Origin of the sequence: Chryseosolibacter histidinae (genome assembly GCF_018598225.1) — a bacterium.
In the GTDB taxonomy this organism is placed as follows: Bacteria; Bacteroidota; Bacteroidia; order Cytophagales; family Cyclobacteriaceae; genus Chryseosolibacter; species Chryseosolibacter histidini.
Genome location: NZ_JAHESF010000002.1, coordinates 107,264 through 129,006 on the forward strand (window position 1 = coordinate 107,264; position 21,743 = coordinate 129,006).

The 21,743-nt window shown below is 46.4% G+C and carries 20 protein-coding genes; 15 read left to right on the plus strand and 5 right to left on the minus strand.

Going from position 1 to position 21,743, the window contains the following annotated elements; all coding sequences use genetic code 11:
• The first annotated feature begins 32 nt into the window (after positions 1 to 32).
• From KK083_RS02080 to KK083_RS02090, 3 genes are all read left to right on the plus strand, one after another.
• Positions 33 to 2,576 carry an MBG domain-containing protein gene (locus KK083_RS02080; protein ID WP_254160192.1) on the plus strand — a complete coding sequence of 848 codons (2,544 nt, stop codon included), beginning with the start codon at positions 33 to 35 and terminating at the stop codon, positions 2,574 to 2,576.
• Positions 2,577 to 2,618: 42 nt separating this feature from the next.
• Entirely contained in the window at positions 2,619 to 3,770 is a 1,152-nt protein-coding gene (locus tag KK083_RS02085; protein WP_254160194.1) for a hypothetical protein, read from the plus strand.
• A gap of 162 nt (positions 3,771 to 3,932) precedes the next feature.
• The gene (locus tag KK083_RS02090) at positions 3,933 to 4,535 is read left to right on the plus strand and encodes an RNA polymerase sigma-70 factor (RefSeq protein WP_254160196.1); all 603 of its coding nucleotides are present in this window, start codon (positions 3,933 to 3,935) and stop codon (positions 4,533 to 4,535) included.
• Positions 4,536 to 4,604: 69 nt separating this feature from the next.
• Here KK083_RS02090 and KK083_RS02095 read toward each other — a convergent pair whose 3' ends face one another.
• The 3 genes from KK083_RS02095 to KK083_RS02105 all read right to left on the minus strand — a co-directional run bounded on the left by KK083_RS02095 (position 4,605) and on the right by KK083_RS02105 (position 7,259).
• Positions 4,605 to 4,982 carry a hypothetical protein gene (locus tag KK083_RS02095; RefSeq protein WP_254160198.1) on the minus strand — a complete coding sequence of 126 codons (378 nt, stop codon included), beginning with the start codon at positions 4,980 to 4,982 and terminating at the stop codon, positions 4,605 to 4,607.
• 231 nt (positions 4,983 to 5,213) lie between these two features.
• Positions 5,214 to 6,545: a hypothetical protein gene (locus KK083_RS02100; RefSeq protein WP_254160200.1), complete on the minus strand. Its 1,332-nt coding sequence runs from the start codon at positions 6,543 to 6,545 to the stop codon at positions 5,214 to 5,216.
• A 117-nt stretch (positions 6,546 to 6,662) separates the two neighbouring features.
• Positions 6,663 to 7,259, minus strand: a complete 597-nt coding sequence (locus KK083_RS02105; RefSeq protein WP_254160202.1) for a hypothetical protein — start codon at positions 7,257 to 7,259, stop codon at positions 6,663 to 6,665.
• A gap of 259 nt (positions 7,260 to 7,518) precedes the next feature.
• Here KK083_RS02105 and KK083_RS02110 point away from each other — a divergent pair, with 259 nt between their 5' ends.
• The 6 genes from KK083_RS02110 (at position 7,519) to KK083_RS02135 (ending at position 14,736) form a co-directional block, all read left to right on the plus strand.
• Positions 7,519 to 8,874 carry a glycoside hydrolase family 88/105 protein gene (locus KK083_RS02110; RefSeq protein WP_254160204.1) on the plus strand — a complete coding sequence of 452 codons (1,356 nt, stop codon included), beginning with the start codon at positions 7,519 to 7,521 and terminating at the stop codon, positions 8,872 to 8,874.
• Positions 8,875 to 8,912: 38 nt separating this feature from the next.
• The gene (locus KK083_RS02115) at positions 8,913 to 11,615 is read left to right on the plus strand and encodes an exo-rhamnogalacturonan lyase family protein (protein WP_254160206.1); all 2,703 of its coding nucleotides are present in this window, start codon (positions 8,913 to 8,915) and stop codon (positions 11,613 to 11,615) included.
• Positions 11,616 to 11,663: 48 nt separating this feature from the next.
• Positions 11,664 to 12,335 (plus strand): DUF6250 domain-containing protein, encoded by a 672-nt coding sequence (locus tag KK083_RS02120; RefSeq protein ID WP_254160208.1) that lies wholly within the window; start codon positions 11,664 to 11,666, stop codon positions 12,333 to 12,335.
• 402 nt (positions 12,336 to 12,737) lie between these two features.
• A complete protein-coding gene (locus KK083_RS02125) occupies positions 12,738 to 13,361 on the plus strand; it encodes a hypothetical protein (RefSeq protein ID WP_254160210.1) in 624 nt (207 codons plus the stop codon).
• A 225-nt stretch (positions 13,362 to 13,586) separates the two neighbouring features.
• Positions 13,587 to 14,117 (plus strand): hypothetical protein, encoded by a 531-nt coding sequence (locus KK083_RS02130; protein ID WP_254160212.1) that lies wholly within the window; start codon positions 13,587 to 13,589, stop codon positions 14,115 to 14,117.
• A 232-nt stretch (positions 14,118 to 14,349) separates the two neighbouring features.
• Positions 14,350 to 14,736 carry a VOC family protein gene (locus KK083_RS02135; protein ID WP_254160213.1) on the plus strand — a complete coding sequence of 129 codons (387 nt, stop codon included), beginning with the start codon at positions 14,350 to 14,352 and terminating at the stop codon, positions 14,734 to 14,736.
• A 144-nt stretch (positions 14,737 to 14,880) separates the two neighbouring features.
• On the opposite strand, the gene KK083_RS02140 is transcribed toward KK083_RS02135, so the two are convergent.
• A complete protein-coding gene (locus tag KK083_RS02140; protein ID WP_254160237.1) occupies positions 14,881 to 15,432 on the minus strand; it encodes an REP-associated tyrosine transposase in 552 nt (183 codons plus the stop codon).
• A 278-nt stretch (positions 15,433 to 15,710) separates the two neighbouring features.
• On the opposite strand from KK083_RS02140, the gene KK083_RS02145 reads away from it, so the two are divergent.
• The 6 genes from KK083_RS02145 (at position 15,711) to KK083_RS02170 (ending at position 20,814) form a co-directional block, all read left to right on the plus strand.
• Entirely contained in the window at positions 15,711 to 16,229 is a 519-nt protein-coding gene (locus KK083_RS02145; protein WP_254160214.1) for a hypothetical protein, read from the plus strand.
• A 41-nt stretch (positions 16,230 to 16,270) separates the two neighbouring features.
• Complete coding sequence (locus tag KK083_RS02150) at positions 16,271 to 16,906, plus strand: NYN domain-containing protein (protein WP_254160218.1); 636 nt, start codon at positions 16,271 to 16,273, stop codon at positions 16,904 to 16,906.
• Positions 16,907 to 16,998: 92 nt separating this feature from the next.
• Complete coding sequence (locus KK083_RS02155) at positions 16,999 to 18,483, plus strand: P-loop NTPase fold protein (RefSeq protein ID WP_254160220.1); 1,485 nt, start codon at positions 16,999 to 17,001, stop codon at positions 18,481 to 18,483.
• Between the two features lie 513 nt (positions 18,484 to 18,996).
• The gene (locus KK083_RS02160; RefSeq protein ID WP_254160222.1) at positions 18,997 to 19,242 is read left to right on the plus strand and encodes a hypothetical protein; all 246 of its coding nucleotides are present in this window, start codon (positions 18,997 to 18,999) and stop codon (positions 19,240 to 19,242) included.
• 18 nt (positions 19,243 to 19,260) lie between these two features.
• Positions 19,261 to 19,743: an RNA polymerase sigma factor gene (locus KK083_RS02165; RefSeq protein ID WP_254160224.1), complete on the plus strand. Its 483-nt coding sequence runs from the start codon at positions 19,261 to 19,263 to the stop codon at positions 19,741 to 19,743.
• Positions 19,744 to 20,277: 534 nt separating this feature from the next.
• Positions 20,278 to 20,814, plus strand: coding sequence for a fibronectin type III domain-containing protein (locus KK083_RS02170; protein ID WP_254160226.1), 537 nt, complete (start codon positions 20,278 to 20,280; stop codon positions 20,812 to 20,814).
• A 244-nt stretch (positions 20,815 to 21,058) separates the two neighbouring features.
• Here KK083_RS02170 and KK083_RS02175 read toward each other — a convergent pair whose 3' ends face one another.
• Positions 21,059 to 21,610: an REP-associated tyrosine transposase gene (locus tag KK083_RS02175; protein WP_254160237.1), complete on the minus strand. Its 552-nt coding sequence runs from the start codon at positions 21,608 to 21,610 to the stop codon at positions 21,059 to 21,061.
• Between the last annotated feature and the right edge of the window lie 133 nt (positions 21,611 to 21,743).

Consider the following 21,743-nt stretch of genomic DNA (forward strand, 5'->3'; position numbering starts at 1 on the left):
TGATGCCAGCAACTTTTAAAATGAACAAAAGAATGATATCAATTTTACGCTTCAAAAGACCACTCGCGATCCTCCTGCTCATCACAGCTTCCGTATCGCTACAGGCGCAGGGCGATTTCTGGACCAAGACCCAGGGGCCTTACGGTGTAAACCTGTGGGCAGCGCTCGTAACTTCAAACGGAACCTATTTCGGAGGCTCCGGCAACGGAAAGATCTTCCGCAAGCTGCCAGGCAAAGACCGATGGGATGTAGTGCTTACCACAACGGGCACCATACTGTCGATAGCCGAATACAACAGTACGATCTACGCCAGCGATGCCGATGGTATGCTTGTGACCAGCACCGATAATGGCAATAGCTGGCAATCCATCGCTACCGGTCTGCCGGAAGCAACCCAGATACGCAGCATAGCGCTGAATGACAATGGGAACCTTTTTATCGGAACCGGTGATGGCGTTTATAAAAGAGTGGCGGGAGCATCGCCCGGCACTTTTTCGTGGGAACACAAACCGTTCCCTACCCAATACGGCATGTTCACATTCTCAATCTGCAACAATAAACACGGAGTGATGTATGCAGGCACTGGTAGAGGCATCTATCGCTCCGACAACCAGGGCGACACCTGGACACTCTCCGCGATGGACGAAACCGCCAACTCCATCATGAGCCTGGCGACGAACGACAAAGGAGACGTTTATGCCGGTACCGCAGAACAGGGCCTCTTCATCAACTACGCCGATGACGGACAAGACAACACCTGGGTTTCGATTGGAGGAGATGTATTTGTCGGGAAACAGATCAGGCGCGTAACAGTGCTCGGCGGATCAAAGGTATTCGTGAGCATTGCAGGAAGCGGAACCTACTATTCAAACACCGACACTGCCTGGAAATTGCTGATCGCGCAGGATAGTCGCGCGGGAATATTTCATGATCAGGTAACCGGTCAACTGGTAATGGCTACCCTCAACGGCTTATGGACTTCCCCATATGGGGATACGTTCAGCTTTTCTCAGGTGGGCCTTCCCATGGATATTTCCTTCCTCTCCTCCTATCAGTCGAAGCTGATCGCGATGGCCGATGGCAATACACGGCTCTTCGAAACGGCAGACCGCGGCAATACATGGACACACATTTTTTCAAACAGCGAAGGAAGCGTAACCTGTTATGCCGAAAAAGATAATGGCGACAAGTTTGTCGGGTGCACAGGAGGTTTCAACAACTCTCCCTGGGTATCGGCCTACATCTACCTCGACGGCATCGGTAAAAGAGATTGGTTCTCGCTGGGATTCCCGGCCAGTGTTACCAGCATCAACACCGTATACATTACCTCGAAAGATTCGATCTACGCCGGCACCAACGCAGGGCTGTTCCGCATCCATACCAAAACGTATGAAGTGAGCCTCGTCTCGAAGATCGCCTCTGGTGTAAATATCCGTTCGCTGGCAGAATTGCCCGGAGGTTATCTCTACGCCGCCACCAACGACGGACTGTACATCTCTGCTGACAACGGTCTTCACTGGACCGTTCAAAAACTTGACAACATCACCATCAACGACCTGGCACTCCGCAGTGAACATCAGGCGTACGTTGCAACGTCTGCTGGATTGTATTTTATTAACGGTCTCGCTGCGGAACCTGTAGCGGTGGGCGGATTCAATAAAGGATTGTTCACCGATGTGGCGTGGGACGACCGTGGCCACCTCTATGCTGTAGGCGATAAATCCGTGTATTATGCTGTGGATCAGAATTCATCGTGGCAGACACAAATCAGTGGTGTGGAGAACTATGACTACGCCAGGCTCCACGTGATGGGTAATGATGTTTACCTGTCTACAAATGTTGGTGTGCACAAGCATACTTTCGCGCTGCCCGCACAAGTGACACTTTCAGGGCTTGGCACGTTCAACTATAATGGCCAGCCACGCGCCGCTACAGCAACCACTGTTCCCGCAGGCCTTACCGTCAACATCCTGTACAACGGCAAGCCTGACGTACCGGTTGAAGGTGGAAGCTACCAGGTGATTGCCAGCATCGATGATCCATTGTATGTGGGGAAAGCTGAAGGCAGGATCACCCTCGAAAAGATCGCGGCGGAGATCACGCTCACAGGGCTCGGCAATCGCACCTATAATGGCTCACCCATATTCGTTACGGCTCAGACCATACCCGCCGGGTTGCCTTTGATCATTACTTACAATGAAAAAACAGCACAGCCCACGGAGATCGGCGAATACTATGTGCGCGCTGTGATCGATCACCCTTCGTACAAAGGCGAGGCCGCCGGTGATATGATCATCCAGGATGCTGTTATGGGCACAGAAAAGACAACGGAGCACGCATGGATGATCTATCCTGTTCCTGCGCATAGCATTGTGGTAATCGAAAGCAACCATGAGGCTATGAGGTCAATTGCCCTCTACGACGTGATGGGCCGCCCCTTGCAACAGGTAAACTTTAACAAACCCGTCACATCACATCACCTTGACGTAAGTCAGTTTCCGGCGGGAACACTGCTCATGAAGATCGTAACGGATAAAAATGAGCAGATCATTCGCAAGATCCAGATTGTTCGATAGCATTTACAAAAGAGACTTATTACTTAAACCACAAATAAACCAATGATGAAAACACTACGATTATTTCTGTATGCTTTGATAGCGGCATTCGCCATCGCTGCCTGTGCGGGTGAAGATGGTGAGCCGGGCCCCATCGGCGAGGCAGGAGAGCAAGGCGCAAAAGGCGACAAGGGAGATAAAGGAGACAAAGGAGATACCGGTGCGGCCGGAACGAATGGCACCAACGGAACAAACGGGAAAGATGGAAAAGACGGCCAGAATGGCCAGGACGGCGAAGATGCCGCTTCCAAGAACGGCTACTTCCAGGGTACGATCAAAGGTACTCGCCGCGATGGTACCGCCTTCGAAGAAACATTCCAGTATGAATATATGTTCGGGCATGAGCTCTACGGATCGGATGACAGGATCCTGCTGCAGCGTTTTGAAACTGCTTCCGGTGCTATTGCCGATGCCGGTGCAACCGCTGCCGGATACGAAGCTCCGCTTGACAAAGGTTACCTGAAGCTCTATGCGCTCAAGGCAGGATCAAGCGTTGACATTGAAGACCTCAAAGTTTTCTTTAAAAAAGGCATCAGCGCTACACAGATCTTCCAGCTCAAAGCGCAACCCCACCTGGTGGATGAAACCTACAACCGCCTGATCGAGCTCACTCCTGAGCAGAACGGCATCTACAATTTTGACTATGCCAACAGCGGCAAGCTGATGTATTATGAAGATGACCTTGACTTCAACGGAACCCCGGACTCTTACATCTTCCAGAACCGCGACAACACCTCTTACACCTACGCTTACAGCATCGCTACCGGCGAGCTGGTGTCCATCAGCTTCAACGGTACGGCCATTGTGAACAATGCGCTGATCGAAAAATACAACGACATCAAATTTGTTTACGACGGCACCCTGAAAGCAAATGTATTTGTGAAAGCATCTGACAACACGCCCCTGTATGAAAACGTGACATCAGTTCCCGCTGATGATTTCACAATGACGAACTACACCAACGTTGATGGTGTGGTAAGCTTCGACTTCACACTGAAGATCAGCAAGTACCGCGGATACCTGGGCACGAAACTTCCGATGGGTGGCATCGTGATCGATAGCGAGAACACCACACGGCACGATATCACCATCACCGGTAAGTTCAGCTCTGGCGGCAAAGTTTATAGCGAGACCGTAAGTCGCATCGGAGGCTGATCAGTCAGAACCACTGTTATAAAAAAAGGCGTCCTGTATCCGGGACGCCTTTTGCAATGGTTTGCAGCAGGGTCTGTTACGCAGTGTACAATTTTCTTTGGGCCATTTTACGGTTTTGTTGTATTTTTAAAGGATGGCCCTGAAGAAGAAAGGTGTTTTATAATGGCAAGGGGAAAGTCGATCGAACCATATACAGATGAAGAGCTTCTTGCCGGAATCCGTAATGCCGACCATGATGTGTTCACAACATTGTACTCCCGCCATTTTCAAGGTTTATCGCTGGCCGCATTAAAGTATGTGAAAGATGTGAGCATTGCCGAAGAGGTTGTTCAGGATATTTTTTTAAAGCTCTGGGAAACTCCCGCCGACATCCTGAACGCCCGGTCACTGAAAGCTTACTTGTACCGCGCCGTTATCAATCATTCCATCAACTACGTGAATCGTCAAAAAAATATCGAACAGCATCACCAACGCATGGCTGAAGAGCTCGGCCATGATCATATTGAAAACATCATCGAAGACCATGCCCTCAAAGAAATGCTCTACCAGGAAATTGAAAGGCTCCCGGTGCAGTGCCGCAAAGTTTTCAAGATGAGCCGTTTTCAAAACCTGAAGTACAGGGAAATAGCCGAGCAGCTCAACCTGTCTGAAAAGACCGTAGAGAACCACATCGTTAATGCCCTGAAAACACTCCGCGCAAAACTCCTTGAAAAGAATACCTTTAAGAATGACCCGACCTTTTTAAAGATGCTTCTTTTGCTTTAACATGACCATACATCTGTAGCCTAACGCAGGCCAATCATTCTTTTCCTTACAGCTTCGCGCGATCGGGCATTATTTAACAAGGATGAGCTGTGAAGGATTGAGCGCTTCACCGATCACGGCATTGATCTCGTGATAAAAAGGCTCTGACCTCACATACGTAGTCTCGTTCTCCAGCACTTCATTAATGATGTCACTGTAAGCTGGCATGCTGAGCGTGGATTTTCTAAGGTCGATCAGTTTCTCCCTGATCGCTTCGATCTGTGACCTGGTTGCCGGCGTGCTGAAGGTATAATTGATATACGTGCCCAGGTCCAGCACAAGGCGGTTGATCAACGTTTCACGATGCTCTTTCAAAACTTCCCTGATCTGCAACAGGGCAAAATTCTCATTGCCCAGCTCGATCCGCTTCAAGCCGGTGGCTATTTTGATGTTCTTTACTGTGTTCATAAGGCTCCTTGATTATCCGGTTCAAAGATAGGGATTAAACTAATAATATTAGTTTTAAAAACTAAATAAATTAGCGAAATAAAAAGTCGTCAGACCACTGCGCAACGGCAAACGCGCAAGGCAGTGGTCCGACGACTAAACCGTTTTCCGGGTGCCGGGGTGATACTGTCTAAGCCGCTTAATCCCCCGTCATAGCAGTGTCTTCGGTCTTCGGGACACTGCGTAAACTACTCAATCTCTTCCCCTTCGATTACCACCACTTCCACGTCCTGACTCTCTGTTGGGTGACGCCGATCGCTCAATTGTTCTTGTTGGTGTTGAAGACCGTGGCTGATGAAACTCCCGAGTCTGACGTGCCGGCGCTGAGCGTTGCTCAAAGGAACGCTGTGACTGTGATCTTTCGATACTTCTCTGCTGACGTTCTGGAGCCCGTTCTGTATTCACTTCCCCGGAAGGGCGATTTGTTTCAAAAGAGCGGTGCCTTTCATTCGAGGGCACAGGATTCGAGTTGGAGAATTTTGAAATACTTCTTTCCGTTGTTGACCGGTATCGCTCTGACCCATTTCGTTGCGCTGGTGAGCGATTGAACTGTGAACGTGAAAAGCCTTCGTTATTTACTTCGTTACGGCGATCAGAGGATTGGTTGAACTCCGTGGAACGAGGCCTGCTGTACGATGATGAAGTATTTGCATCGGTGCGGTTTCTTCCATCATCGTGACGGCGATTGTAGTCGCTGCCCGTGGTGCGCATACGAGAATCTCTGTCATAACGATTGCGGCTGTCACTGTATCTTCCATCATCACGATCGCGGCCGTTGGTGCGTGACCTGTAACGATCGATATCATGGTGGTAGTGGTTATATACAATTACAGAAGTACGTCTGTAAGGCCTGTACAATCGCGGCAGGTAGCCGATCCGGTGTGAATGACAAACAGCGTAATATGGACGGTAAGGTCTCCACCAAGGATCATACACATAGTAGGCTACCGGCCTCCATGGGCGCCACCAGAACGGACGATACGCCCAGCTCCAGGGAGAGACCCAAACAGAATAGGAAGGACCATAAACATATTGTACGGAAGGCCACGTCCAAACGTTTACAACGGTGCGCGCCGTAGACGTGCCCGCATTGACGCGCACTTCCTCTGTCGGCTCAATAATGGTTTCCACACCATAAACATCCGCATCGCCGGTGATCTGCAATACAGCCTCACCATTGGCCTTTTTTTGCAATTCTATCACGGCTACGTCCTGACTTTCTGTGCTGGAAATAACAGCCTGCAAAATGAATGCGTGAACATCCCCTTCATTGCGATCAATGACCCGCACGTAGTCAGTGTCACCATCATTATTAAGATCGAGGTTATTGACTTTGGAATCTGGTGAGTTCAGCATCTCCTCAAATTGCTGAGGCGATTGCGATTTTTTGAAAAGTTCGAGCGCACCTTCAAGACTGAAATTATCGCCTGGAACCTCAGACTCCACCATTGTCTGGCCCTGTACGCTGATCCATCCCGACACCAGTAGGGCGAGAAAGAACTGTTTTAAATTTGACGCTTTCATAAATATGAAAATTATAGTCGACTGCCTGGTGCGGAGAGGATACGACACCACAGTCTACTATAAAATGGCAAACAACGAGCCAGAAAAAAGTGCCGAAATGAGTGCCTACTGGATGTTTTACAGGTCTTTAATCTCGATAGTGATCTCATGCGGGGCTGTTTCATCGCCACCGAAGTAAGGGTAAAGTTTGTAACCATGAGCTTGCTGCGCACAATGCCGGGGCAGCGACACCCGTGCTCCGCCGTTTACCTGGAAAGTATAAGCATTGTCAGTGAAGCCGATCTCATAAGTGCTGTAGGTGTTCAGCGGTACCTTGCTCACGAAGGTGTATTTCGATGTGCCCTCATTATAAGTATAAGCCCAGATCTCCAGGACATTGTTGTACCAGCGCCAGCCAAACCGTGCGCTGTTCACCTGGTGAGCGGTGTTGCAGTCAGAGATGCCATAAAGCTTGTTGATATCGCCCTGGTTTTCCTTATCAACCGTCTGGTACATCGCAGAATTGTTGAAACGGGCACTGAACCGAATGCTGGTGACATCCAGCTGCTGGAACGCAGACTGGCTCGAATAGTGTGCTCCCGCTGGAATTACATAAGTCGTAACAGAATCTTTTTTTCCTGGCTTTTCAGCATCGGGGATCAGGCTGATATCACCGTCACATCCTAACAATAAAAACGTGGCAACAGCAACGATCAGCGGCAAGGTCTTTCTCATAACGTGGAATTGCAAAAAACAAGCTGCAAGTTACCGAGGCAGGCACGTGCACATTGACGGGCGTTCTCTTAAACATCATCTGCATGACATTTGGCTGTAAAAAGATCGGCTGCGCAACGCTTGCGCAAAACCATATACAGGCTCCTGTATGTCGACTTGCGCAGTGAAACCGTGAGCGCAGCCGCTTCAACACCCGACAGATCAGGTAAGTTAATCCGCCGACTTTTCGTTTTTTGTACATCATTTAAATCCCTTAAGTATGAAATACTTTTACCGCGCAGCCTTGTGCATGTCTTTTTGTGTTGCCACACTAAAGCTGTCCGCCCAGCAGAACACTCCAAAGACGGATACCAACACGCCTTTGCATGCGCTCCAGCCAGACTATAAGATCCCTTACAATCCGCCCGCGAAACCGGAAGACGTGAAAAAAGTGCTCGACCGGATCAGGGAATACCTGGAAGCAGTAACGCCACCGTTGATCGTCAGCAGCAAGAGCGGAGCCGTGATCACCGACCGCAGCAAACCCGCCCAGGATGCCGTGCTCAAGCAGGGCGACTTCAGGCTCACAAGTTATGAATGGGGTGTTACTTACGGCGCCATGCTCCTGGCCGGGCAGGTCACAGGCGATAAACGCTACACGGAGTACACAGCCTCACGTATGAAATTTCTCGGCGAAGCCGCCACTTACTTCAAATCATTTTCTGCAACCTATCCTGGCACCACCAATCCCCTGCGGTCAGTATTTGAGCCGCGCGCCTTAGACGATGCAGGATCGCTCTGCGCCGCTATGATCAAATCTGAACGCGCTGGCATCACTTCATCGCTGCGACCCTATATCGATAACTTCATCCAGTACATCATGACAAAAGAGTACAGACTGAAAGACGGAACACTGGCCCGCAACAGGCCGCTGCCGAATACACTCTGGCTCGACGACCTGTACATGAGCGTGCCCGCCATGGCGCAGATGGGCAAACTTACCGGCGATCGAAAATACTATGACGAAGCCGTGAAGCAGATCACCCAGTTTACCCAGCGTATGTTCAATAAAGAAAAAGGACTGTATATGCACGGATGGGTGGAGAGCATGAATGTACATCCGCAGTTTCACTGGGCACGGGCCAATGGCTGGGCGCTGATGACCAACGTTGAAGTGCTGGAAGTGCTGCCGGAAGATCATCCCGGCAGACCGATGATCCTGGCACAACTGCAGGCACACATCCAGGGACTTGCAGCACACCAGTCGGGTGATGGTTTCTGGCACCAGCTCATAGACCGTCACGACTCCTATCTTGAAACTTCTGCCACAGCCATCTATGCCTACTGTATCGCGCATGCCATCAACCGGGGCTGGATCAACCGCGAAGCACATGCACCCATGGCGTTGCTGGCCTGGAATGCCGTGAGCACAAAAGTGAGCGCCAAAGGACAGGTAGAGGGCACTTGCGTGGGAACGGGTATGGCATTCGACCCGGCGTTCTATTATTACCGTCCCATCAATGCGTATGCGGCTCATGGCTATGGTCCAGTGTTGCTGGCGGGTGCAGCGATGTATCAATTGCTGAATGAACATCCCGGTGAGATGAACGACAGCGCACTCATGTTCCCGAAATAAAGTTTATTTATTGACCACAACCAAACAACGCAGCCCTGATGGAAAACAATGATGCTTTATCCAGGCGAACCTTTGTAAAAAATTCACTCATGCTGGCCACACTGCCGGCGGTTTCGTGGCCTTCCCTTTCGGGCGATGACGGATCGGCTCCGACTGATGCTGTTGCCTTACACTGGCTCGATGGAAAATCTCCTGCGCTTGCCTCCGGAGCCACCTGGGGTGTGCCCTGGGCGAAAGGTGTATTGAAAAAGAATGCAGTGTTCTCTTTGCAAGGCAATGCCGGAGAAAACTTAGCGCTGCAATCATGGCCCCTCGCCTACTGGCCCGATGGTTCGTTGAAATGGACAGCCCACGCCATTGGTGCGCATCAGTCATTGCCCGAGACGTTTCAGCTTACAACAGGAAAAGCAGTGACAGCCTCAGCTCAATTGAGCGTAGCGGAACAAGATGACGCCATCGTCGTCAATACAGGTATTATCGCCTGCACCATAGCAAAGACCGGCACAGTGCTGATCCGCTCCATCTCCCGCGATAGAAAGATCGCCGCGCAGGATGGCAAGCTCGTACTTACCACACAAAACAATGCGGAGATCACTGGCACCGTGACCTATGAGAACTTTGAAAGCTCGATTCGCCAGGTCACCGTTGAGCAACGAGGTCCGGTACGCGCTGTTGTGAAGCTGGAAGGGAAACACGCGCATAACAACGGCCGCAGCTGGCTTCCATTTGTGATCCGTTTATATTTTTATGAAGGCAGCGAAGCCATCAGGATCATGCACACCATTATCTATGACGGCGATGAGCATAAGGACATTATTAAAGGATTGGGTGTGCGTTTCTCGGTGCCGCTGAACGATGCATTGCACAATCGCCATGTACGCTTTGCCGGCGAGAACAAAGGTGTTTTTGCAGAAGCAGTGCGCGGCCTCACGGGCCTGAGACGAGACCCGGGCGATGCCATCAGAGCAGCACAACGCACAGGCAAGGCGACCCCGCCCCTCGAATCTTTTCCTGAAGCGATCTCCAAACGACTGGATTACATTCCCGCTTTCGGCGATTATACTTTATTTCAACCCACAGCTGACTCATTCGAGATCAGAAAACGCACCGAAACAGGTTATGGATGGATCCACGCTGCTCATGGCAACCGTGCAGCTGGTACCGCCTATGTAGGAACACCGGAAGGCGGCATCGCTTTTGGCATCCGCAATTTCTGGCAGAGCTATCCCGCGCAGCTCGACATCAGCAAGGCGCATACCACATCGGCAGAAGTAACCATGTGGTTATGGGCACCGCAGGCAGAAGCCATGGACTTGCGCTTTTACCACGACGGCCTGGGGCAAGATACATTCGCGAAACAGCTCGAAGGACTGGAGATCACCTATGAAGACTACGAGCCCGGCTTCGGCACACCCGAAGGCATTGCGCGCACCAGTGAGCTGCAACTGTGGATGTTGCCCGCCACACCTTCTAACGAGAAGCTCAACGAGATCGCTGCAGCCATCCAGCAACCACCGCAGATCACTTTTTCAACTGAGTACTGGCAGAAAGCCGGTGTGTTTGGCGGCCGGTGGAATGTTACCTATCAGCCTTCTCCCCGCAAGGAAAAGATCAGAGAGCAACTCGGCTTTTACTTTGACTATTATCGAAAGCAGGTAGACCAACACCATTGGTACGGCTTCTGGAATTATGGCGACGTGATGCACAGCTACGACCGCGACCGTCACCAATGGCGTTATGATGTGGGTGGCTACGCGTGGGACAACTCCGAACTCTCCACCGACATATGGCTCTGGCATTATTTTCTTTACTCCGGCAGAGCCGATGTGTTTCGCATGGCCGAAGCGATGACACGTCATACCGGTGAAGTAGACGTGCATCACCTCGGTAAGTTTAGTCCACTGGGATCGCGCCACAACGTGCAGCACTGGGGATGCAGCGCCAAACAGCTGCGCATCAGCACCGTTGAAAACCGTAGATTCTATTATTACCTCACTGCTGACGAACGGGTAGGCGACCTCATGCGAGAGCAGCTCAATGCCGACAGAACCTTACGCGATATTGTGCCCGGAAGAAAGATCGGCCAGAAAGCCGCACAGGCCGAAGGTTATGCCAGCATCTCGTTCGGAACAGACTGGGGTGCACTGGCCGCGGCATGGTTTACAGAATGGGAACGCACCGGCGACAAGCAGATCATGAACAAACTGCTGAACAGCATGCGCACCATTGCCCAACAACCTCATGGGTTCTTCACCGGCGGCGCAGAAATGGAATTGAGCACCGGCAAGTTTGCCATGGAACCGAAAGACAAGATCTCTGCATCGCATCTCAGCGCCGTGTTTGGCCTGGCGGAAATCTGCGCCGAGCTCGTAGACGCGGTAAATATGCCCGAGTTTGAAAAAGCGTGGGTGCAATACTGCGAACTCTACAATGCCACCCCTGAAGAGCAAACAGCAGCCCTGGGCGAAAGCCTTGGCAAGCTCAACCTGCAACAAGGGCATTCGCGTCTCACAGCCTTTGCTGCGATTCGTAAAAAAGATGCACGCCTGGCAGCCCGCGCCTGGAAAGAGTTCTTCGACGGTGTTGCAGGCTTCCGTAACCCTTCACAAAACACCCGAACCATCGCACCGCCCGAAGTGCTGAACCCCGTGGAAGAAGCTGATGTTTCAACCAATGCCGTTGCACAGTGGGGACTGAGTGCCATGGCCCTGGTCGCGATGTTGGGAGATCAGTTGGAGTGACAGGTTAAAGTTTGAGGTTTAAGATTTAAAGTTTAAAGTTTAAAGTTGGTGAGAGCAATACTAACTGGCGTGGTGATCTGTTTAGGAGTGGTTGATGCGGTTTCGCAGTCGCTGCTATATGAAGCTGATTTTAGAAAGAGAATTGATAAGAATGAATGGGTTGTTGAAGCTGCTCCTGGAGGAGATTCTGTGATGTATGTGAAAGATAGAAAGCTGGTGATAGACAGCAACGGCGGGGTAACAGTGTGGTTGAACAAACGCCTGGGGGGAAACATACAAATAGAATATGACCGCACCGTGCTGGTGGAAGGCAATAAGAATGACAGACTCTCTGACCTGAATCAGTTCTGGATGGCGCGTGATCCACGAAGTACTAACCTATTCACGCGGCAGGGTGCTTTCGAAGAATATGATTCGCTACAGCTCTACTACGTGGGCATGGGTGGAAATTCAAATACTACTACGCGTTTTAGAAAATACGATGGCAAGGGAAACAGGGTGTTGTTGCAGGAGTACGCGGATGCAAACCATTTGTTGAAGCCTAACAAAAAATACAGGATCAAGATCATCTTACAGAACAGCACCACCAGCTTTTGGGTGGATGGTGAATGCTATTTTCGATATACTGATCCGCAACCACTACTTGAGGGATATTTTGGATTTAGGTCAACGCATTCAAGGCAGGAGATCTCGCGGTTTACAGTTTATAGATTGCCATAAGTCTACTACTACTATTTCGCTACCGGCTTAACTCACTTACTTAACAGCCCTTTGAGGGTTTGTTCGATTCAATATAGAACTACTGCTCTCATTCCGGGACATCCTTTATAGTTTTGCCTCTACAGCAGCTAAAGATTATTCTGCTTTTCGTCGGGGATGCATAAGATTATTTGATCATGATGCTGCTGCAAATTCATTTTTTAAACATTTCCTACCTGGAATGTCAGCAACTATCTCCGCCGCTACTGGCAGCAAATGGCTTATGAAATTATCTCAGGTATCAGAAAGGCAGCTAACGTAGTATTTATCCTCATAAACCTTACATCAAGACGGCAGATGTTGAAATGAAGGAAGACATGGTTTTGCATTTACTCACGAAAGGCAATACCAGCCAACAAAAAAATGAAATCCTTCATAAAACCCACTGTCTCAGGAATCGCTCTCGTTCTCATCGCAACCTTCCTGTCTTCATGCTCAATGATAGACGGCTATGAAACAATAGCTGAAAATATCAAGAAAAACGCCGCCGCTGCCGAAAGGAATGACAAAGCCTATACTATACCAGCTGGCAATCATAGCGCAACGCACGGCGTACACTTTGTAGAGCAGGCTGAACGTATCAGTTTCACGGCCAGTTTTGATAGCTCTGCCATTTATAAAACGGTAAATGCAAACAATCAGGGCGATATCAATAAGTTGTATGGTCTTTCTGACCATGGCAGCCAGCACCAGGAAAATAGTGCGCGGTTTGGCTGGCGTTGGTATGAAGGCAAGCTGGAGATCTGGGCTTATGCTTACAATAATGGTGAACGGAAATTAGCCCTGGTTGATTCGATGAAGTTGAATCAGTCCGCTACTTTCGAGATCTCATTTGGTGAAAATGTATACGTCTTTAAGGTTGGCAATAAGACTGTTCAACTACCACGGGCATGCAGTGGAAAGGCTTCTGGCTACCGGCTCTACCCCTACTTCGGCGGCGACGAAACAGCACCCCATAACATTACTATCCAAATAAAAGACATGTAATTAAAGTATAGCGGAGCCATCAATATACGATTTTATGAAGGGGGCTTTCCTAAACAGGAAGACCCTTTCATTTTTTAAATACATCTCTCAGCGCTATACGCCGGAGGGCGATAAAACTGGAAAAATAGCGTATAGCAAAGGCGTTACGGGCAACCAATTCTCTTCCTGGCGATTTGAAATCTCACCTGCATTCAATAGCTTTAATAAAAAACAAACCTAAATTTTATGAGGAAATTAACTGTGACCCTATTCGTAGTTGCGGCTACGATTGCAAGCTCCACTGTTTCATTGGCCTATGGTGTTTCTGCATCGTTGCCTGTCTCACTGAGGCCTTCGTTCAGCCATGATGTGCTGCAAATGTGGGATGCCGCCACGCATGCCAGGCAAACCGTTGAAGGTGAGAATGCGTTTATTGGCAGCTGGTACATCATTCTGCATCCGGGCGCCCCTGTTTCATCCGGAACAACCGTAACCGTTTATGCAATCTATGACAGCTCTGATCCTACCGTAGGCGGCACGCTCGATATACAGCTCAAAAATGCAAGCTCAACGTGCTATGGCGCAGACGTGATGTTCATATCCGGCACACTGCCCGTCAATCCAACCAATGGTGTTCCTTATGATATTGGGTCATTTACCGTGTATAACAATTGTGGTTCCAACAAGATACTGAAGGTATACAACATTCAATCATCGGTAGATGGCGCTCCAATCAACTGGCAGCAAAGTATCAATTTCATTGTTGAAGGCATCTGATTCCATTCGGCCTTGAAACGACTTATACCTGGAAAGCTGTTACCCTCGTGGTGACAGCTTTCTTTATTTTAGCAAGTATTCATGAGAATGGCGGAAACACCCCCTGAAAAGTTCGCAAATAGCCAGCCTGTTTAATAAACTAATGGATGATCTTTGAGACGTGTTAGAACGCAGCGCGAACAAGCGATTCAGCATATCAAAAAATCTATTAACCATAAAACCTTTTTAGTTCATGAAACCAAAACAGATCTGGGCCAATTTCAGTGTTCAGAATTTAGATCGCACCAGCAAATTCTATAAACAACTCGGATTCAAACATAACGGAGCGTCTGACGAACTGACCAGCTTCTTCTTTGGTAACGAAAACTTTGTCATCCATTTCTTTTTAAAAGATGCACTTGAACCCGGCATGAAGGGACCGATAATTGATACAAAAGCTGGCAATGAAATTATATTTACGCTTTCTGCTGAATCTAAGGAAGAGGTTAATAATTGGGAAAAGGAAGTACGACAAGCCGGAGGAACAGTAGTTTCAAAACCAGAAGCGTTTGGAGAGGGGTACTACGGTTTTGTGTTCGCTGATCCGGATGGACATAAGTTCAATGTGTTTTATATGTAGGATCGCTCATTGTCTCCCTTGCCTGAAAAATATCGGGTATTTGTGAGACCTGGTAATCAAAAGCTGGCGCAAGTCTTCCAGCAAGGGCTCAGCGCGCCGGCGAGACTTGTGCCCATAATAATGTCAGTCTTCAGACTGATAGCGCTACATCAGCATCACATCAATTAACGTCTCCGGCAATCCCGCATAATTTACAGCACTGCTATACAAATAATCTTCCGGTGACAAAACAATACCCGCCTTCACAGGATTGTTGTGAATATAGTCCAACCTCTGATCGATCTTTTCATCGGTATTCAATTCAATTGGATGACTATGCTGTTGCCAAAATTGATAACGCTTATTATTGTTATTTGCCCTGCCAGCCCTTTCAAACAGCCAGACGAATAGATCTTTTCTACTTTCTTGTGGGTGTTCTTTGATTGCCTCGATGATCTTGAAAGACGTGAATTTCTTAATATCCCTTACGATGTGCTCAAGATTGGGGTCGCCATTTCTTCCGATGACCATGTGCACATGGCTGCTCATGATACAGTATGCCCAAACTTCCAGCCCCTTATGTTTCTGGCAATAGCGTATACTATCGAGAAATATGTCGCGGTATTCCTTTCGTGTAAATACGTCAAGCCAATGGATAACGGTAAATGTAACAAAGTACAAAGCGCCCTGATCGCGTATCTTGTATTTGCGGCTCATGGAGAGAGGGTTATGTTTATATACAAGATAAATAAGAACGAAGGCTTCGTCAATACAAACTTTCAAGTCTGAAGACTTGATAAATAACAGGGCACAAGTCTCCCGCATGCCCTCACACAGGCTGAAGACTTGCGCTAGCGCGGGGTTGAGGCAGTACAAAAATGTTTTTTTTGGATTGATACATTTTTTTTTAACTTTCATATAAGGAGCCCATCCGTGATGCACTGCATGTGCGGCGGATGGGCTTTGCTTTTCGCCTCACCCCTAACCCAACCTATATGAAATTGCTCATCTATTTCATTCTATTCCCGCTCGCTGGCGCCATTGCGCAAGAACCGCTAAACGACACAATAGACTATTCACTGGTGTATAATCATGGCAATGTGATGTATATCCGAGAAAAACAAAATATAGATGCAAAGGAGCTAGCAACAGTCAAAAGCCGAGATTCGGTTTTAATCGTTGATTATGATGGTGGTAAATACTTGAAGGTTAGATCGGCCGTAGATAAAACCATTCAGGGGTATTTGTATATAGACTTTTTTCAATATGACGCCAAGGCGGTAGACATAATTAATCGCCACCCCAAAAATCAATCAAATGGTAAAAAAATCAAAATGTTACCATTGCCAAAAGAAGACAAGTATCAGCAAACAGACTATAGTAACTCCCGCAACAATACATCACCAAACACTGGCAGCTACTCACAGTCCAAAGCTATACACACAGGACCACGTGGAGGCCAGTACTACATCAATAAAAACGGCAACAAGACCTATGTAAAAAAAAGGAAGTAATTAAGTTCAATTATGCAATAAGTGCAACTAATATAGACCATATGGATGGAATACTCAGAATCGGTATATTTTACGATGGATCACATTTCACTTACGCCCAGAATTACTTTTATGGGCGCAAACTTGGTTGGCTATCTTTTCAACCATTTCATAGACTCATAGAAGACTATACCAGAAGACACTACCAAAGCTTCATAGACTGTAAAGTCGTTTATGCTGCATGGTACCAAGGTTTGTTTACTACGACTACAGCAACCGAAAAAAATCTTAAGCTTGATAGAAATCGGCATCATGATTTGATGCATGCAGGCATTGAAACGAAATTCCATCCAATGAGCCAATCACAAGGTGAAAAAGGAATTGATGTTGCTATGGCGATTGACATTCTGCAGATAGGCATGGAGGGCATCATGGACGTCGCTATTCTTGTAACGGGAGATGGAGACTTTGTGCCACTTGTCAGAGCGCTGATGAAAAGAGGAATGACAGTAATAGTCGCACATTTTGAATATGAAGAAAATGGAAGAAAGAGCTTTGCTAACGAACGGTTAAAGGAAGCCTGTAACCATGTGCTGAATATTAATTCATTAGAAAAAGATAAGGAATATAAAAATCAATTCAGGTCGCTTTTTAAAGAATTTAAGGGGGAGGAACTGCAAACATTAATGTTAAAATAATATAGCCAGTCTGTCAAAAACTTCAATCGCGAGCCGCGGAAGGTTTGATCGTTCTTCGCTTTGTTAAAATAAATGGTTAAGCCTTTATGAGTATGATTAATTCAAAGTTAGAAATACCTATAGACACGGAAAAAGCCAGATTTGAAGAATTCCTAAATCTACTAGGCAACGATAGGATAATTTTCTCAGGAATTTTTGGTTGTGGGAAAACTTACTTTCTAAGGAAATTCTTTGATAAGCACGCTAAATTTATTCCAATACATATCTATCCAACCAATTACTCAGTATCCAAGAATGAAGATATTTTTGAACTGATCAAATATGACATACTCTTCGAGCTACTAGGTCATAGTCCAGATCTGGATAAGTTAGAAGTGTCTTCATTAAATACGCTAGTATATCTCGATAGTGCTGATCAATTTGAAATCTTTAAAAACTTCATTTCTGCAATTCCAGAAATCGGAAAAAAGGTAATGTCAATACTCCAACCACTTGAGCACTTAATTACCAGTCTCAGTAAAAAAATTGACGCAAAACAAAATGAACTCACAATAAATGATGCAAAACATATCAAGGATTTTTCTGATAAACTAACTAAAAAACAAGGTCATGTTTACGAAAATGATTTCTATACCCAGCTAATTACTAAGCTAATTGCAAGTATTAAAGGCAAGGGTCATGAATCTGATCAGGCGGATATAGAAGTAGTGTTAATTGTAGATGATCTTGATCGCATTGATCCAGAGCATATTTTCAGAATAATAAACATTTTTGCAGTTCATTTTGATGTTCGAGACCTAAATGATGACAATAAATTTGGCCTTGACAGAATAATTTTATCCTGTGATATTGATAACGTACGCTTGTTATTCAATAGTAAATATGGTACCAATACCGCATTTAATGGTTATATCGACAAGTTCTACAGCAGAGAAGTATTCTATTTTGATAATCGTAAAATGGTCACAGAAGCCATAGAACTTATAGTAGAATCAATTCAGATAAAGACTAAGGATGTTATGCCAATGTGGTCAAATAATTCAAACGACCGCAATTTCCTAATTCTTCTTTTAAAGAATTTAATTCTCTCCAACATTCTAAATCTTAGATCATTGACAAAACTTCATAACGCAGAGTATTTCTACGGAACCTTTTCGTTACATCGCATCGATAATAGAATTTTAAGCTATCAAATAGCATTTTTCAGTGTCTTTCAGTTCCTAGTACATTTATTTGGTGGCATTAATAATTTAGTGGAAGCTATTACCAAAACAGAATTTAGAATTAATAAGCGTTCAAACTATTTCCTCGCGAATTTGTTGTTGATTTTGGATTGGAGAAATCACAAATTCATTAAAGAAGGCAAGGAAAATTCTGAATTTGTTTATAGCAAATTGCCGTCAGGAAATACCTACAGATACCAAATCAAGGTTACGTGGGATGAGAATGACAATTATTCTGATTTTTATACTGCAACCACTACTTCTGGGGGGGAAATTAGCATATTGGATTTCAGACGGGCAATAATAAGTGCGATAGAAGCCTATGCTGAACTGACAAGAGACGAAGAGATATAAGATACTCCTTAAACCACCAGGTGGGCATTCACATGCCCTTAAAAAAATCCTGTAATGAAAGCTTGAAATATTTACAAATAGTTTCTAACGTACTCACAGTGATATTGGTATCTGCCATCTCAATTCGCTCAAGTGAATTCTATATAGTTATGAAATTGCTCTTGCGTCACATCGACGTTCACTCGCAATGTCTCTATTCTTTCAGCTATCTTCTGCAGAAAAATATCATTTCTTAGCTGCTCTACACGTCATTGAATGTTCTCGGATTCTCTGATTCTGTTTTTCTAATACAAAGTATTGGAAAAATACACATTAAATGTGGCCATAACCCCATTTTTTTTCTTACCATCACTCACATCTTGCAGTATAGTATTGAACACAGCTTCGAGCGTACAGATTAGTAATTAAAAATCTATAAGTGTGGGCCAAAAGGCCCTCAACATTGTCTTACAGCATTTTCATATTTGTATCATTAAAGCAAATCATTAGCAACATTTTCAACCACCGAATACCATGATAGAATTCAACACCACCACCAACATTCCCCGCAAGATCATCATCCCCGTATCAAGCCAAAAGGAAGTATTACGATTTCAGCAAGGCCTGCTGGGCATTCTCAGTACAATTGAGCTAAAGTCTATCGGACCAGTACTGAGAGAAGATATTAAGGCGGTTTATAATCTGCTAGACCATATGCAAAATGCAGATAAACCAGAGCAACTGCTCAAGGCAGGAAGAACACGTATGCTCAAGCAGTAAAACACAAATCGATAGCCTATGTACAAGACCCTCTCTTCATTCGTCTTAAATCTTTTTCTTACGTTTAAAAACGGTTTTGTGAATGCTCAAACAACATCACAACCCGTAACCAGGGAAACGCTGATCAATACCAGTGACGGCATCAATGGTGTGCTGGTACATGCCTTCGCACATGGCAGTCGTCTGGCGTTCCGCTGCATTTATGATCGTTACGCTCCAGCCATCTATCGCGTATCGTGCCGGTACTTTCAGTCAGAGCAGCTGGCAGAAGCGCTGGTGAGTGAGGTGTTCTCAGCACTCTGGTTTAAACGTGCAAAGTTTACAGAGCCAGAGGAAATAAGGCTTTTTCTATTCACCAACGCCAGGAGCGTTGCCATGACATACCTGGAGAATGGAAAAAAGAAACTTTCACCTTCGTTAATCACCACAGTTGCTAAAAAAATAAGCGCCTTCCCTGGTGACTTTACGATATCGCTCAGATCCTTTAGAGTATTTCCTTAAGGAAACGAAGCAAAGTCTTAAGGAATTGATGCGTTTCCTTAAGAAGTTTCGGCATCTTCTTATGAAAATGAAGTGTTTCCTTAAAGCGATGAGAAATATTCTTAAGACAACACCACAGTTCTTTAAGAATATAGGGCATCTTCTTAAGGAAACGGACCAAAGTCTTAAGAAAATCCACCGACTTCATAAGAAAATGCCGATGATCTTCTTCTAAGTACACTATTTCCTAAAGAAAACAGTCAGGTCTTTGTGGTTAGTGAAGTCGCGTCTTTCTGAAAAACCAGACATCACAAAGAAGGCATTTTAATTTTTTGTCAGGAAAACCTGACATGTTTCTTGTCTGGTTTTCCTGACAAAAATCCTTTTGACTAAAAATATTCACCAGGTATTACGTTAGTTGCTGACATAAAGCATGCTTTGGTTTCTATGTAAAACTTAAAAATGTTTCAATTATGCCAACAATTAAAGTTGTTACTGGTTTCTCAAAGTCGCGCGACGCCGAACTTGCTACCCGCACAAACCATTATTGATAATATGACGGGTAATGAAAATTACCCCACACCCACTCCTGCCCTGGCCGATGTCACAACAGCGCTCACAGCATATAGAGACGCCTTGTCACAGGCTGAAAGCAGGACTGCGGAAAAAATTGTTATCAAAAATGAAAAACGCAATAAAGTGGAAACGCTGCTCAACGCTCTTGCACTGTACGTGCAAGCAAATTGCCAAAATGATCTTGCAATACTATTGAGCTCAGGCTTCCGGTCACGCAAGCCTAATAGTCCTATCGGAACGCTTGTAAAGCCGGAGAATCTGAAGGTAATGAACGGCCCCAACCCCGGCAGCATCAAGCTGAGCATCGATAAGGTAGCAGGTGCGGGAAGCTACATGTTTGAATACACTACAGCTCCCGCCGGTGACGAAGCACAGTGGATTTCGCGAGGATCCACTGCACGAACCTATATTGTTCATGGCCTCACCAGTGGTAAGGAATACGTATTTCGTGTAGCTGGTGTTGGTGCAGATCCTACGCTGGTGTATTCAGATGTGGTGAGTCGTTTTGTGCAGTAACGTAAACCGTATTCAAAACCCTTTGAGGGTTAAAACTCTCAAAGGGTTGCGGCTTTTTCTAAGCAATTAAAACCTTCGCCATACCCGGCTGTCGCAAGTCTCCCATGTACCCTCACACCAGCCTGAAGACTTGCTCCAGGCAAGTTTGCCTTAGACTCAACGGACTGGCGCAAGTCTTCCCGCGAAGGCCGGCGCGCGAGCGAGACTTGTGCCCATTACAATGTCAGTCTTCAGACTGATAGCGCTACATCAGCATCACATCAATTAACGTCTCCGGCAATCCCGCATAATTTACAGCACTGCTATACAAATAATCTTCCGGTGACAAAACAATACCCGCCTTCACAGGATTGTTGTGAATATAGTCCAACCTCTGATCGATCTTTTCATCGGTATTCAATTCAATTGGATGACTATGCTGTTGCCAAAATTGATAACGCTTATTATTGTTATTTGCCCTGCCAGCCCTTTCAAACAGCCAGACGAATAGATCTTTTCTACTTTCTTGTGGGTGTTCTTTGATTGCCTCGATGATCTTGAAAGACGTGAATTTCTTAATATCCCTTACGATGTGCTCAAGATTGGGGTCGCCATTTCTTCCGATGACCATGTGCACATGGCTGCTCATGATACAGTATGCCCAAACTTCCAGCCCCTTATGTTTCTGGCAATAGCGTATACTATCGAGAAATATGTCGCGGTATTCCTTTCGTGTAAATACGTCAAGCCAATGGATAACGGTAAATGTAACAAAGTACAAAGCGCCCTGATCGCGTATCTTGTATTTGCGGCTCATGGAGAGAGGGTTATGTTTATATACAAGATAGGTAAGAATGAAGGCTTCGTCAATACAAACTTTCAAGTCTGAAGACTTGATAATAACCGGGCACAAGTCTCCCGCATGCCCTCACACAGGCTGAAGACTTGCG

Coding starts and splice junctions, on each gene's coding strand:
- KK083_RS02080 (WP_254160192.1), top strand. CDS start 33: ATGATATCAATTTTACGCTTCAAAAGACCACTCGCGATCCTCCTGCTC.
- KK083_RS02085 (WP_254160194.1), top strand. CDS start 2,619: ATGATGAAAACACTACGATTATTTCTGTATGCTTTGATAGCGGCATTC.
- KK083_RS02090 (WP_254160196.1), top strand. CDS start 3,933: ATGGCAAGGGGAAAGTCGATCGAACCATATACAGATGAAGAGCTTCTT.
- KK083_RS02095 (WP_254160198.1), bottom strand. CDS start 4,982: ATGAACACAGTAAAGAACATCAAAATAGCCACCGGCTTGAAGCGGATC.
- KK083_RS02100 (WP_254160200.1), bottom strand. CDS start 6,545: ATGAAAGCGTCAAATTTAAAACAGTTCTTTCTCGCCCTACTGGTGTCG.
- KK083_RS02105 (WP_254160202.1), bottom strand. CDS start 7,259: ATGAGAAAGACCTTGCCGCTGATCGTTGCTGTTGCCACGTTTTTATTG.
- KK083_RS02110 (WP_254160204.1), top strand. CDS start 7,519: ATGAAATACTTTTACCGCGCAGCCTTGTGCATGTCTTTTTGTGTTGCC.
- KK083_RS02115 (WP_254160206.1), top strand. CDS start 8,913: ATGGAAAACAATGATGCTTTATCCAGGCGAACCTTTGTAAAAAATTCA.
- KK083_RS02125 (WP_254160210.1), top strand. CDS start 12,738: ATGAAATCCTTCATAAAACCCACTGTCTCAGGAATCGCTCTCGTTCTC.
- KK083_RS02130 (WP_254160212.1), top strand. CDS start 13,587: ATGAGGAAATTAACTGTGACCCTATTCGTAGTTGCGGCTACGATTGCA.
- KK083_RS02135 (WP_254160213.1), top strand. CDS start 14,350: ATGAAACCAAAACAGATCTGGGCCAATTTCAGTGTTCAGAATTTAGAT.
- KK083_RS02140 (WP_254160237.1), bottom strand. CDS start 15,432: ATGAGCCGCAAATACAAGATACGCGATCAGGGCGCTTTGTACTTTGTT.
- KK083_RS02145 (WP_254160214.1), top strand. CDS start 15,711: ATGAAATTGCTCATCTATTTCATTCTATTCCCGCTCGCTGGCGCCATT.
- KK083_RS02150 (WP_254160218.1), top strand. CDS start 16,271: ATGGATGGAATACTCAGAATCGGTATATTTTACGATGGATCACATTTC.
- KK083_RS02155 (WP_254160220.1), top strand. CDS start 16,999: ATGATTAATTCAAAGTTAGAAATACCTATAGACACGGAAAAAGCCAGA.
- KK083_RS02160 (WP_254160222.1), top strand. CDS start 18,997: ATGATAGAATTCAACACCACCACCAACATTCCCCGCAAGATCATCATC.
- KK083_RS02165 (WP_254160224.1), top strand. CDS start 19,261: ATGTACAAGACCCTCTCTTCATTCGTCTTAAATCTTTTTCTTACGTTT.
- KK083_RS02170 (WP_254160226.1), top strand. CDS start 20,278: ATGACGGGTAATGAAAATTACCCCACACCCACTCCTGCCCTGGCCGAT.
- KK083_RS02175 (WP_254160237.1), bottom strand. CDS start 21,610: ATGAGCCGCAAATACAAGATACGCGATCAGGGCGCTTTGTACTTTGTT.